11 protein-coding genes are annotated in these 12,880 nt (G+C 47.8%); 6 read left to right on the plus strand and 5 right to left on the minus strand.

Annotation, left to right across the window (positions count from 1 at the left end):
• The first annotated feature begins 50 nt into the window (after positions 1-50).
• The gene (locus tag ACO08K_RS11325) at positions 51-722 is read left to right on the plus strand and encodes an NUDIX hydrolase (protein WP_421796505.1); all 672 of its coding nucleotides are present in this window, start codon (positions 51-53) and stop codon (positions 720-722) included.
• On the opposite strand, the gene ACO08K_RS11330 is transcribed toward ACO08K_RS11325, so the two are convergent.
• Positions 673-1,914 (minus strand): ABC transporter permease, encoded by a 1,242-nt coding sequence (locus ACO08K_RS11330; RefSeq protein ID WP_421796506.1) that lies wholly within the window; start codon positions 1,912-1,914, stop codon positions 673-675. The two genes, ACO08K_RS11325 and ACO08K_RS11330, sit on opposite strands and share 50 nt — an antisense overlap.
• Positions 1,915-2,144: 230 nt before the next feature.
• On the opposite strand from ACO08K_RS11330, the gene rfbA reads away from it, so the two are divergent.
• Together rfbA and ACO08K_RS11340 are read left to right on the plus strand one after the other, a co-directional pair.
• Positions 2,145-3,011, plus strand: a complete 867-nt coding sequence (gene rfbA, locus ACO08K_RS11335) for a glucose-1-phosphate thymidylyltransferase RfbA (RefSeq protein WP_421796507.1) — start codon at positions 2,145-2,147, stop codon at positions 3,009-3,011.
• 75 nt (positions 3,012-3,086) lie between these two features.
• Entirely contained in the window at positions 3,087-4,184 is a 1,098-nt protein-coding gene (locus tag ACO08K_RS11340) for a dipeptidase (protein WP_421796508.1), read from the plus strand.
• A gap of 2 nt (positions 4,185-4,186) precedes the next feature.
• Here the strand turns inward: ACO08K_RS11340 and ACO08K_RS11345 are convergent, their stop codons facing one another.
• Positions 4,187-6,664, minus strand: coding sequence for a TonB-dependent receptor (locus tag ACO08K_RS11345; RefSeq protein WP_421796509.1), 2,478 nt, complete (start codon positions 6,662-6,664; stop codon positions 4,187-4,189).
• Between the two features lie 231 nt (positions 6,665-6,895).
• Positions 6,896-8,059, minus strand: coding sequence for an MFS transporter (locus tag ACO08K_RS11350; protein ID WP_421796510.1), 1,164 nt, complete (start codon positions 8,057-8,059; stop codon positions 6,896-6,898).
• Positions 8,060-8,353: 294 nt separating this feature from the next.
• Here ACO08K_RS11350 and ACO08K_RS11355 point away from each other — a divergent pair, with 294 nt between their 5' ends.
• From ACO08K_RS11355 to ACO08K_RS11365, 3 genes are all read left to right on the plus strand, one after another.
• Complete coding sequence (locus ACO08K_RS11355; RefSeq protein WP_421796511.1) at positions 8,354-9,670, plus strand: caspase family protein; 1,317 nt, start codon at positions 8,354-8,356, stop codon at positions 9,668-9,670.
• A 127-nt stretch (positions 9,671-9,797) separates the two neighbouring features.
• Positions 9,798-10,280 (plus strand): hypothetical protein, encoded by a 483-nt coding sequence (locus tag ACO08K_RS11360; protein WP_421796512.1) that lies wholly within the window; start codon positions 9,798-9,800, stop codon positions 10,278-10,280.
• A gap of 131 nt (positions 10,281-10,411) precedes the next feature.
• Positions 10,412-11,395: an MBL fold metallo-hydrolase gene (locus ACO08K_RS11365; RefSeq protein WP_421796513.1), complete on the plus strand. Its 984-nt coding sequence runs from the start codon at positions 10,412-10,414 to the stop codon at positions 11,393-11,395.
• Between the two features lie 20 nt (positions 11,396-11,415).
• Here ACO08K_RS11365 and ACO08K_RS11370 read toward each other — a convergent pair whose 3' ends face one another.
• Entirely contained in the window at positions 11,416-12,108 is a 693-nt protein-coding gene (locus tag ACO08K_RS11370) for a hypothetical protein (RefSeq protein ID WP_421796514.1), read from the minus strand.
• A 136-nt stretch (positions 12,109-12,244) separates the two neighbouring features.
• On the minus strand, positions 12,245-12,826 hold the full coding sequence (locus ACO08K_RS11375; protein ID WP_421796515.1) for a hypothetical protein: 582 nt from the start codon (positions 12,824-12,826) through the stop codon (positions 12,245-12,247).
• Between the last annotated feature and the right edge of the window lie 54 nt (positions 12,827-12,880).

The following is a 12,880-nucleotide window of genomic DNA, read 5'->3' on the forward strand; positions in this document are numbered from 1 at the left end:
CAACTCCTCAACTTTCTCAACCATTCAACTTATAATCCTGTTTAACAAAAATGGACTTGACATTTATACAAAAACTAGAGAAGAATCTACAACATCCCTTACCCGGGGAATTGGCTCAAATCAAAATGGCGCACCCTGCACGGTACCAGGGACGAACCATCCCTCCTACAGCTATTTTAGCGGGGGTACTGGCGCTGTTTTTTCCAAAAAATGGGCAATGGAATCTGGTATTCATTGAGCGGGTTTCGCACAACCCGAGGGATGTCCACAAGGGACAGATCAGCTTCCCTGGCGGCCGTTTTGATGATGGGGATGGGCACTCTGGTCAAACAGCCTTACGGGAGGCTAATGAAGAGGTAGGGGTGAATCCAGCGGACGTCAAATTGCTGGGTGCATTGACTGAATTGTACATCCCGGTGAGTAATTTCCATGTGCAACCTCACGTCGGCTTCATGGAATATGCCCCCCAATGGCAGCCCCAGGAATCCGAGGTGGCCGACATTTTGGAAGTGCCTTTTGAGTACTTTCAAAATCCAAACCATCAGAAGGTGAAGGATTTAGTGATCAATCCCAATTTTACGCTGACAGATGTACCTTATTTTGACCTGGGCGGGCGGATTTTATGGGGCGCTACGGCGATGATTGTTAGTGAGTTGTTGGAAGTGGTTGATTTTACTCATACCGCAAAGACTCAATCGGATCCAACCTTGCAGCCTTCATAGCCGGGTACAAACCCGACACCAACCCAACCACCGTACAAGTCAAAACCGCCATCGAAATCCACATCCAGGGGAACAAGAAAGAACCGCCCATGAAGTAAGTCACGGTGTTGCCAATCAATACGCCAAGGATGATGCCCAAAAAGCCACCCATCAGGGAAATCACTACTGCTTCGGTGAGGAATTGGATCAGGATATGTCGGCGGGTGGCACCCAGCGCCTTGCTGATGCCTACTTCCCGGGTTCGTTCGGTCACAGACACGAGCATGATGTTCATCAAACCAATGGCGGCACCCAATAGCGTGATCAGACCGATACCCGCTGCAGCAGCCCGGAAATAAACCGTGTTTTCCTTGATGATGCCAATCAAACTATCACTTTTGGTGATTTCAAAATCGTTGTCTTGGGAAGCCCGCAGCTTGCGGATGTTGCGCAAGAGGCCCGTAGCAATCGCGATCGCATTGTCAATTTGCGTAGGGTCGGTAACCGCTACCATGATGCGGTAGTTGGTATTTTGCGTGGCATAAGACATTTTACCCGTATACAAGGGAACGATGATGCGGCGGTCCTCATCCTGATTCATACTGGAACCTTTGGATTTGAGCACGCCAATAATCGTGAGTTTCATACTCCCGGTAGAAATGGTTTGGCCAATGGCCTTTTCCGCTTTGCCTTTGAACAACAATTTGACCACCTCTGCTCCAATGATGGTCACATACCCTCCACTATTTACTTCCCGGGCCGTAAAGCCGCGGCCAATTTCCAGGTCAAAACCCTTGGCTTCCAGGTAATTCTCATCGGCTGCAAAAATCAGCATGACTGGGTTGGTCTTTTCCTTGCCATAACGCAATGCGGCATTGTTGGTACAGCGGAAAGAAATGGCGGTACGGGCATTGAAATGGAAGCGCTCTTTGAAAGCAGTTGACTGTTGGAAAGTGAATACTTCCCCGCGTTTGGATACCCGGCCTCCCTGATTGCCCCGCACCCCTTCATCAAACTTAGGGTCCACATCAAAAGCGTTGGCACCCAGGTATGACAAATTGCTGCTCAGCGAATAAATAGCACTGTCAATCGCTGTCAAAATACCTACCAAGGCCATGATGCCCAAGGCAATGATCAGTAGTGTCAGTACCGCTCTTAAGGCATTGGCCCGGATGGAGCGGAAGGCCAACTTGATATTTTCAGTAAAATTCATAGCAAAACCATTTCATAGTAACGCAGAAAAACTGACTTCCCGATTTTTTGCGTCATATTAAGGTACGAAAGATAAGGTCTTATCGTTAGGGCTTGTGCATTGTTCGATAAAAGGCATAGCTTTTTAGACGGGAGAGACTTTGTCTTGCCTATCTTTGCATTAGAGAGCAGGTTAATAAAATATTTAGGCATGCTCTTGTTTTTTCTCAAACCCAATAAAATCAGACTGCAATGAAGGGAATCATCCTGGCTGGTGGCCTCGGCACCCGATTATATCCACTCACATTGGCTGTCAGCAAACAACTGATGCCAGTGTACGACAAACCCATGATTTATTACCCTTTGTCTACGCTGATGTCGGCAGGGATTCGGGATATTCTGATCATTTCTACTCCCCATGATTTGCCCAATTTTGCCAAACTCCTGGGGGATGGAGCGGATATCGGTTGTCATTTTTCCTACGTGGCCCAACATGACCCCAATGGATTGGCCCAGGCCTTTGTATTGGGCGAGGAGTTCATTGGAGACGATAGCGCAGCACTGATTTTGGGCGACAACATTTTTTATGGCAACGGTTTGAAAGAGCTATTGCAAGAATCGGTTGATCCTCAGGGCGGGGTTGTTTTTGCCTACCAGGTAGCCGACCCGGAGCGCTATGGGGTAGTTGAGTTTGATAAAAAATTCAAGGCCTTGTCCATTGAAGAAAAACCGGCTCAACCCAAATCCAATTACGCAGTACCCGGTTTGTACTTTTACAACAACAGCGTGGTGGAGGTTGCCAAAAACTTGAAACCCAGCGCGCGCGGTGAATACGAGATCACCGACGTCAACAAATACTACCTGGAGGAAGGAAAACTGGAAGTAGGTGTTTTGGGCCGGGGCATCGCCTGGTTGGATACGGGCACTCACCAATCCTTGATGCAAGCTGGGCAATTCATCCAGGTCATTGAAGAGCGGCAAGGGCTCAAAATTGGCTGCATCGAAGAAACGGCTTTTGAAATGGGCTTTATCGACGCAACGCAGATGGAAGTGCTGGCACATCGGTATATGAAGAGCGGATATGGGGAGTATTTGATGAATGTGTTGAAAATGAGCTGATTAATTTTTCTAAGGGCGATAAAAAAATGAATATTTATTTTGCCCCACTACTAACGCGCTAATACAATTTTTTCAATGACAACAACACCTACCACCAAGCCACTCTTCACCATCGACGCCCACCTCGACCTCAGCATGAATGCCATGGAATGGAACCGAGACCTGCGGCGCCCCGTCACTGAAATCAATGCCCGCGAGCAAGGCCTGCACGATAAACCCGACCGCGGCCAGGGCACCGTTAGCTTGCCTGAACTCCGCAAAGGCAATGTGGGTTTGGTCGTCGCTACCCAAATTGCCCGTTTTGTAGCTCCAGATAATCCACTCCCGGGCTGGCACTCGCCCGAACAAGCCTGGGCGCATACCCAAGCGCAACTGGCCTGGTACCAGGCGATGGTGGCAGCTGATGAAATGGTGCAAATCCGCGACTTGGCGGGCCTGGAACAACATTTGAGTTTTTGGAACGATGGGCAAGCAACCGATCAAAAACCAGTAGGCTTCATCCTCAGCCTAGAAGGGGCCGACTCCATAGTCAGTGTCGAGCACCTTGAAATTGCCCATGCCTACGGCTTACGGGCCATTGGTCCCGCCCATTACGGCCCCGGTCGTTACGCCAACGGTACTGATTCCACCGGCAAAATGGGGCAGATGGGGATAGATTTATTGAAAAAAATCGAATCACTCAACATCATCCTGGATGCCACCCACCTCTGTGACGATGCTTTCTGGCAAGCAATGGATCATTTCTCCGGGGCTGTTTGGGCCAGCCACAACAACTGCCGGACCCTGGTCAACCACAACCGCCAGTTTTCCGACGAACAACTCAAGGTTTTGATTGAACGCGGCGCCGTTATTGGCGCAGCTTTCGATTCCTGGATGATTGTGCCCAATTGGGTGCGCGGAAAATCCACTCCCCTGAGCATGGATTGTAACCTGGACAAGGTAGTGCGCCACATCGACCACATTTGTCAATTGGCTGGCAATGCCCAGCATGTCGGAATTGGTTCCGACCTGGATGGGGCCTTTGGCAGAGAACAATGCCCTTATGACATTGAGACTATTGCCGATTTACATAAGTTGATCCCTGTTTTGCAAAATCACGGGTACAGCGATACGGATATAGAAGGGGTCATGCATGGAAATTGGTTGCGCTTTTTGCGGAGGGTCTGGGCTTGATCTCAATACCGCCCACTCACCGGAATCCCTTTTAGCGTCATTCCCTGTACCAAAATTTCAAAAGCTCCAGCTTTATCATTTGTAAAAAAACTAAAGGTCGCTTTTCCGGCCTGGTCCGTTTCGATAATGGGTACCCAATGCAGCGTCGTGCGGAAGTCGGGTCGGTCGTGTTCGGGCTTTTTCTTATCGTATTGCGGCGCATAAAACTCGCGGGCTTTGTAAAACCCAGGGTGTTTGAAGTTGATGATGCCATTCACATCGTACTGAGCAGGCTGGTTGCCGGTGCGTTTGGTGTACACGGCCACTACTCCGTTGATGCCCCGGTTCCCAAACATGGCGGCTTGGCCTCCTTTCAATACATCTACAAATGCGATATTGGACACTGGCACAGTCGACAAAGTGCTGGCATCCACAACAGTCCCGTCCAGCACAAACAAGGCCTGGGCAGGACCATTCAAACTGTTGATTCCACGCAAAACCACCGATTGGTTGGGAAAAGTACCTACCACTTGGGCGCCAGGTATCCGCCGCAAGAAATCAAAAACACTCAAGGCGGTATTTTTACCTGGCAAAGAATCAACAATCATCCGATCGGTAGGTGCCCGGTAAGGAATGTCCCCCACCCCGTAAGGATTTTTTGTCCGTTTGCCTTTGACTTCAAATTCGGCCAAGCTCAGTTTCCAAATGCCGGGAAACAAAGAGTCCAGATCGGCCAGTTTTTTGCTGTCGGCCATAAAACTTTTTTGCTGAGTAGCGTCTGTACTGAGCGGTAAACCAAAACCAACCTGTGGATCAATTGGTGGCGGGTTATCAGCGTCCAGTCGGATTTTGATGTCACGATTGCCACTTACGCCCTGTTGATTGCTTTCACTGTTTTTACTTTTTTTGCTGTTGCTATTGGGTTTTGCGCCCTGAATCACCACCTGGGTGCTGTCGACAAAAGGGAAACCAGAAATGGAAAAACGCCCATCGGGGCCAGAGCTGACCAATTGGGATATCCCTTTTTCCATTGCCACGACCATCAAATCCGCTGAAACGGGTTTGTCGGGCTGATCGAGTTTGGTGGTTTGGCCGCTAATGGTAAAGCCCTGCTCGGGCAACCAGGCCAAATCAGGCAGGTTATCCTGTAAGACTTGTTTCCAGCTAAAGCGCCGCCAGCCTTGGGTCAGCATCAACATGTCGAGCAACTGCCGCCGGGTTGCGTTTTCTTCCACAAAAAAATAGCCGGGGTCTTCGATGTGCCCGGGTAAGTCAGCTTGCAACAGGAGGTAGGAGCGGATGTCTTGCCCATATTTGCTCCAATACACGCTTTGTTTGTCGGTGACAGTGGCCGAAACCATGGCTTTAAGGGGATTCCCCACCTGGTCTTTGAGTTCCAAAGTCACGCTGACTTTTTGCCGCGCAGCATAAGTGCTTTTGTCTGTGCTTATACTTAGTCGGCCCCTCTCCCGGGGGTTATCCACAAAAACGAGGCGTTCACAAAGGGGTTCACCCTTGCTGCTGAAGAGTGTAAATTGGGCGATGCCTTCAGGAATCGAGTCGGTGGGAATGGTGAGGCTGAGTTTTTCTAAACCTTCCGCATTACTAAAACTGAAGATGCTCTGACCTCGCAAATGCCCCAGGATTACCGCATCTTTTAACCCATTCGGAATGTTGCTGCGCACGTTGATCAACAATTGATTCGGTGGGCGTTGGGTGATCTGTAAGGTATATCCCTGTTCCTGGGCAACAGGCAAGGGGATTTTTTTCTGGATGCCTTGAAAACTGAGTTCGGCCTGGTACTTTCTTCCGCTTTGGGGGGTAAAAGAAAATGCTCCCAAGCCAAAGCGGTAGGTTTTGAATACAGCAACCTGGGTGCCCTGATCGTCGAGAATTTTGCCTTCGAACTGGATTCCCATTCCCTGGTTGCTCACTGCTTTAACCCCAATCTGGGAGCTCAAGCCATTGACCAGATCACCCCCTTCGGGCATGAATTGTACGCTAAAATCGGTAATGCTTTTTGGTGTTTCCGGCACGGCAGGAGTTATTTCCACTCTGGGTTTGAGCAACAAAAACTCCCGCTGAAAGAAAAAGCTGGAGTCAAAATTGCGCATGTAGTTGGTGTAGGCCCGCAGGAAATATTTGCCTTCGGGCCAGTCGCGCTCCGTGTCAAAATCACCGTTCCCTACCCCATCCTGAATGCCGATGTAGCGACTGGCTTTGAGGGTTAAATCGGGTCCAATCAATTCTACGTAAACCAAATTACTGACCAGAGAAGGCAAATGTTCTGCTCCGGCAGTGAGGTATGCACTGAACCAGATGTTTTCACCCAGCGCATAGTGGGGTTTGTCGGTGTTCAGGTAGACCTTTTCGCTGGGGTATTTGCTTTGGTATTTAGCGAGTTGGGCCTGAATCCGTTCAGCAGTGCCCGGGGGCCAAAAAAGCCAGGAAAAGGGTAATAACAGAAAAGCAAAGGCGGGGAGATTGGTCCGGTGTTTCATTTGACTGTGCAAGGATTTTAGTGGGTGTAATTGAGCTAAATTTAGGCGCTTTTTTTTTGTTATAAATTTAAAAGGAAAGGATTGTCATTGTGTAGCCTATTATTCTATAAAAAATTGAAAATAAAAGCATTAGGACTTAGTGAAAACAAAATAGCCACAAAGGCTCAAAGTTCAACCGAATGTTACTTTGAGCCTTCGTGCCTTTGTGGCTATTTTTCTTACCCTTGTTGCTTAGGCTTTCAAATACCCAGCCCGCCAAATCCACACACAACCCATCAATACTACTCCCCCCAGGGCCATCGGCAAACTAAAGGCTTTGGCAATAAAACCAATCACGGCAGGGCCACCCAAAAAACCGACCATGGCAAAAGTATTCATTGTGGCCAAACCCGCGCCAGGTGCCATTCCAGGCACCTTCGCAGCGGCGCTGTACAATACCGGAGCGCCTAGGGAAACCCCGGCACCAACCATGGCAAAACCGATCAAAGTGGTAGGTGTGTAAGGCAATAAAATGGCCAGCAACAGGCCGCTTGCGGCAATCATTCCACCCACTCTCAAAACCGGACCACCTCCGTAATTTTTCAGAATGGCATCACCCGTAAAACGAGTCATGGCCATAAAAAACGCATATGCCGCAAAACCCCAGCCCCACAAAGCGGCCGGTGCTTGTACAACCTCGCGCATGTATACTGCCGACCAATCGGCCATGGTCCCTTCGGTGAGGTTGGTACACAAACTAATGGCAATCAGGCCCCAGAGCGCTGCACTAGGCATTTTGAATTTGGGGCGGGGGCCATTGCTTTTGCTCACCGTTACTTCGCTGGGGACCCTTTGAAAGGCCTGATAAATCACCAGCGTTGACAAAAGCAACACCGAGCCAATCAGCATGACATGGGTGACTGGGTGAATGCCCATCCCCATGGCTGTTGCACCAATGGCTGACCCAAACATGGCTCCACTCGACCACAATGCATGGCAGGTAGCCATGATGCGGATGCCTTCATAATTTTCAAGCGTGGTAGCGGCCGTATTCATGGAAACATTGGTGGTGGAAAAAGTTGTACCCAGCAACATCAATGCCGCTGCCACCAACCAAACGTTGGGCATTAAAAAAGGGATGACAAAAAAAAGCGCACCTATAGTACGAGCTAACATTGTTGCTCTTACAGTGCCCAAGCGGTGCAGAACGCCGACCGAAATGGGGTTCATAATGGTGATGCCCACAGGCAAGGCCAACAACAACAAACCCAATTGGGCTTCATCCAGTTGAAATTTCTGCTTGATGTAGGGAATCATGGACGACCAGGTACCAAACAACAATCCTTGCATGGCAAAAACCAAACCGATGGCCCGGCTGGTGCTGTGGTTGAAAAAGAGACGTAAGTGCGCAGTCATAAAGAGTGAAAAATGAATAGTGATAAGTGAATAGTGAAAGTGAACTTTTGGAAATCGAAAAACAAATGGCGTGTTTGTTTTTCACTTTTCACTTTTCATTATTCACTGCAAAGTTACGCAAGCTTCCGATACCCACTCCACTACTTTATTGACCGCTTCCGACACTGTATTGATCTACTTGCCCTTTTGGACGAAAATTTTCTTAAAAAAAAGTTATACCTTGAAAAACAAAGCAATATCTTTCTGCTGTTTGGCGTCAGCCTGATGATTCCAGCTCATTAAATCCATTACAATATGAGAAAACAATGCTTAACACGGGCATTAACCATTTTGGCAGTATTGTGCTTTGCTGCTCATGTATTACCTGCACAAGATTTGTTTGAGATCAAGTTTACCGACAAACTGAACGTCAAGTACAAAGGACTCCTGGTTATTTTTAACGACAGTAAGATGTACATGCGCGTGGCCTACAACGCCGAGAACATGTACAAAGTAGTGAACGTAGACTACAAATCTGAACATGGCAAAACGGATGGGAGCGAATACCTGGTTCTTCTGGGTTCCAATCCAAAATTCATCACTGCTGCTGGTCAGTACGGCTACAACCCGGATCACATCATCTTCCTGGAAAATCAGGAAAAACCTTACCTGACCGACGACGCGAATGACACTTCGAAACTGCTCCACGCCGATTCCTTCAGGGCGCTGACCAAGCAAGACATCAACGATGCCTATCTGCGTGAATTTTATTCCTCCACGGAGCCGGATTACCTGGCTTTGCGCAAGATGTTTGGCATCGATTTGAGCACCCTGCGCCTCAAGCCTAACGTCAATACCAATACGCCCGGAACTACCATGCACCTGATCATCGCGGCCAATACCAACATTGGCGATATTGGAATGAGCTGTTCCCGGGATCAATCGTCTTTGACTGCCGAGTTCAAGGGGATTGCATCCTCTTTGGGCATCAGCTACAAACAGTACCTGATTAATGGCGACAATTTTACCAAAGCTGCGGTGCAAAACACCTTAAACAGTTTGTACCCCGGCACGAATGACATCGTGATTTTTGTTTATCGCGGACACGGTTTTCGTTGGAACGACCAGCAGGGTGCCTGGCCTCAACTGGACATGCGCAGTTCGCCATACACCCGCATTGGGGACAACACGGCACTCGACCTGGATTATGTGTTCAAAACCATCAAGGCTAAAGGTGGCCGTTTGAACATCGTGTTGGGGGATTGTTGCAACTCGACAATCGATATGCCTAGCCCACTTACGGGTAGCGAATTCCTGGCTATGCAAGCGAACAACAATTACAATGACTCCAAGCTGCGCGATTTGTTCATGAACTATAAGGGTAACCTAATGGCTACTGCGGCCAGCCCCGGTGAAGTGTCCTGGGCCAATAACGCGAATGGTGGTTTTTTCACCGTGAGCTTTTTGCAATCCCTGCGGGAAGAGATCAGCTACATGCGCGATGATGCCGCCGACTGGCGCGATTTAATCAACAATACGGTAACCGGAGCACGCAGAAAGTCCTCCAAAGGGGTATGCAGCAACTGTACCTTGCAAAACGGAATTTATCATTACGACGTTACGGGGAAATAAAAAAATAAGTGCTTCATTTTGTCAAAGGATTAGGTAAGTAAACGATTCATTGCAAGTGTCTTATCTAATCCTTTGACAAAATGAAGCACTTATTTTTGCCCCACTACTATATCGAAAAACTAATCTGATGCCAAAACTACTCATGTGCTTGTTGAGTGTAGTCCTGCTGGGCAACAAATCCTGCAGCTCCAAAGCCTTAGGTGACTTTGTGAATTTGTTAAAAACTTCGGACAAGGTCGAACTTTTTGCAGTGGATGCCTTTCCAACAGCTGCCCAGGATCAAACCTTGGATGCCACTTACGTAGCCGATTACAAGGTGATTGAGTTTATTCCAACGGGTCCGGCTGAAGCAGCAAGCCTAACCTTTGCCGCAGTGGATGCCAAAAACTTTGACCTGGTGAATGTCAAAAATTGCCCTTTCATGGCCAAATACGCCCTGCGTTTCAGCAAAGGAAAAGACCGGGTAACGATGGTGATCAGTCCTGCGCCCTGTGGAAAAGCTAGGATGGTTTTTGCCTCAGGAGCAAAAGAAAGGAACCTGGAACTCACGCCGGAGAACAGTCTAGAGGCGGCGATTCAAAAGATTGTGAGTAAACCGCTCATTAAATAAACATCGTTGTAGAGACGCACGGTTGTGCGTCTCATATAGGACGAATAGAGACGCACAACTGTGCGTCTCTACCTGTCCAAACATCCAAATCAGGTGTTTTTGCGTAGGTTAAACCAACCAACACCTGAAACATGAAAAAACTATCCGTTTTCCTCCTCTCCCTGTGGCTTTTTGCCCCATCTTTTGCCCAGTCACATAAAAAATTCGAGATTCACGAAGGCAGCATCACCAACCTCTACGATGCATTTGGCAAAAACAGCAATTTGGTTCAAGATTTCGGCTTTTCCTCTATCCTGAAATACCAGGGTAAAACCATCCTGTTTGACGCTGGAAGCAATGCCGATATTTTTAAAAAGAATGTAAAAACCCTCGGCGTCGACTTGCGGAAGGTAGATGTGGTGGTGATTTCACATAGCCATTTTGACCACCTCAACGGCATCGATTATTTGTTGAAAATCAACCCTAAAGTCAAAATTTATTTTCCTTTTGATATTTTTTGGGGCGCACCGGTGCCATACGACGCTACCGGGCAGGATAGCACCACCAAAAATCTTTTGCCCGTACACATGCGCTATTTTGGCGGCGGCAAAACCAAATTCCAAATCATGCAATCCGGGCGTTTTTGGAATGGAAATGTTGAATTTGTCAAATCCTCGATTGAGATTGAACCAGGTATCCGCCTCGTTGCCACCAACTCACCCTTTATGGGCTACTTTTCGGGTTATCCCAATAAAAGTTTTGTGGATGGGCAATTTCAAAGTGCCGATAATTCCAACTACAAATACACCAACCTTCCTGAATTGTCCCTTTCACTCAAAACTGATAAAGGAGAAGTCCTCATCGTTGGCTGTTCCCACAGCGGAGTGGAACGTATCGTGGAGCAAACCAAAAAGGAAACCGCGCACAAGATTGAATTGGTGTACGGAGGCTTCCACCTGATCCCCTTTGACCAAAACAAGATCAGCGAAATTTGCCATTACCTTAAAGATGGGCTCGCAGTGCATCGGGTAGCACCCGCACATTGCACCGGGCATTTGGGGTTCAAGATTTTTAGTGACGTGTTTTTAGGGGATTATTTGTTTGCGGGTTTGGGGGAAACTCTTTCGTTCAAGTAGAGGCGCATAGCCCTGCGTCTCTACTTTTCCCGCAATTGCGTGATCGTAAACACATGTAAAAACACCGCAAACGGCATGTAAAAACCAGCGATCAAAATGTATGGCATTTGAGTAAACTCCACACTGATGGGATTTTCCGCAAAGCCCCACATCTCTGGGCGCAGTACCAGCGTATTAAAAATGAAAACAATATTGGCCAATAGCAATAAGCTGAAGATGCTCCAAATCCAGGCGACTATTTTGGCAAAGCTCTTTTTTTTGTACAAAAACCAGGCAGTAGGGATAGCCAGCAAGCCCGAAACAATATCAAAGTTATAGCCCTCGAAAGTAGCTTGCACCGGGCCAATGCCTTTGAGATAGATGCCCAGGATCAAAAACTCCACCCCAATGCGAAAAGACTGGATCAATACCGGTTGCCAAATGGGAATGTTTTGGGTAAAAGGCCGATGTTTGCCCGAGGCAAAAAACCAGACTATCAAAATAAAGGCAGGCAGAATGACCAACAAGGGTATCCGTGGCGGATTGACCATAGGCCGCAGTATCCCCGATTGATCCAGAACCAGCAGGTAAATGGTCCAGAGGATCAAACCTCCATACAATTTAAACAAGCCATTGCTGGGCAGTTGATCACTGGCTTTTTGCACATTGACATACGCAAAGCCAATCACAACAAACAATGCGGCGTAGAGCAAACAAAAATTGAAGGTGAGCATAGCGGTAGGTGTTTTTCGATTGGACAAAATCGAAAGACAAATGTGGCAAAAAAAAACATCCCGATTTTGAGTTAAGTCAAAATCGGGATGGATTTGGTATAATTTACCTCAACGGCAAGACGTAGATGGGCAGTTTTTAAAAAGTATACTCCAAATCTACCTTATAGCCCGTACTACAACCCGTACATTCAATACGCAAGCTTTCCGGGAAATTATTGGTTTCATTGTACGCTTTAAACTTCAAACCACCCATAAAATCGTCGGTATCGGGTGCGATATCCTTGTCCCATAGCTCGATGGTGTATTCTTCCAGAGGGCTGGTCAATTCAGGTTTGGTGGCAGGAAAAAATACCGGGTTTTGCCCTGAAACGGGGTCGAGTGGCAAGGGAAAAACTGGCCCAGTCCAGATCAAAGTGGTGCCTTTGTAAATTTTCATGTACACATCGGGGCCATCCGAAGGATCCCAATTGCCGTTAGTTGTAGTTTTAGCTGGATATTTGGTCAGTTCTAGCTTAGTGAATTTGATGGAGGCGGGTGTTTTTTGGGCATTACAGGTCTCTCCGGTCCAGCGTTCGGTACAGTTGCAGTCACCCGAATCACAGGTGCCGCCATTCAGACAAGTTGTTGACTCACAGGGATCTGCCTTTTTACAGGCAAAACTGCCAGCAAGCAATAAAAAGGCCCACATTGTCAAGATTAAATAGGATTTGGTGTTCATAATTGCAGTGAATTTTAATGGGTTTGTATTCACTACAATATTGCGGGTATAAGT

Origin of the sequence: Haliscomenobacter sp. (genome assembly GCF_965225875.1) — a bacterium.
Lineage (GTDB): Bacteria > Bacteroidota > Bacteroidia > Chitinophagales > Saprospiraceae > Haliscomenobacter.

Bases quoted from the DNA above. Each gene is read 5' to 3' on its own strand.
- rfbA (WP_421796507.1), top strand. From the start codon at position 2,145: ATGAAGGGAATCATCCTGGCTGGTGGCCTCGGCACCCGATTATATCCA.
- ACO08K_RS11350 (WP_421796510.1), bottom strand. From the start codon at position 8,059: ATGACTGCGCACTTACGTCTCTTTTTCAACCACAGCACCAGCCGGGCC.
- ACO08K_RS11370 (WP_421796514.1), bottom strand. From the start codon at position 12,108: ATGCTCACCTTCAATTTTTGTTTGCTCTACGCCGCATTGTTTGTTGTG.
- ACO08K_RS11360 (WP_421796512.1), top strand. From the start codon at position 9,798: ATGCCAAAACTACTCATGTGCTTGTTGAGTGTAGTCCTGCTGGGCAAC.
- ACO08K_RS11325 (WP_421796505.1), top strand. From the start codon at position 51: ATGGACTTGACATTTATACAAAAACTAGAGAAGAATCTACAACATCCC.
- ACO08K_RS11330 (WP_421796506.1), bottom strand. From the start codon at position 1,914: ATGAATTTTACTGAAAATATCAAGTTGGCCTTCCGCTCCATCCGGGCC.
- ACO08K_RS11345 (WP_421796509.1), bottom strand. From the start codon at position 6,664: ATGAAACACCGGACCAATCTCCCCGCCTTTGCTTTTCTGTTATTACCC.
- ACO08K_RS11375 (WP_421796515.1), bottom strand. From the start codon at position 12,826: ATGAACACCAAATCCTATTTAATCTTGACAATGTGGGCCTTTTTATTG.
- ACO08K_RS11365 (WP_421796513.1), top strand. From the start codon at position 10,412: ATGAAAAAACTATCCGTTTTCCTCCTCTCCCTGTGGCTTTTTGCCCCA.
- ACO08K_RS11340 (WP_421796508.1), top strand. From the start codon at position 3,087: ATGACAACAACACCTACCACCAAGCCACTCTTCACCATCGACGCCCAC.
- ACO08K_RS11355 (WP_421796511.1), top strand. From the start codon at position 8,354: ATGAGAAAACAATGCTTAACACGGGCATTAACCATTTTGGCAGTATTG.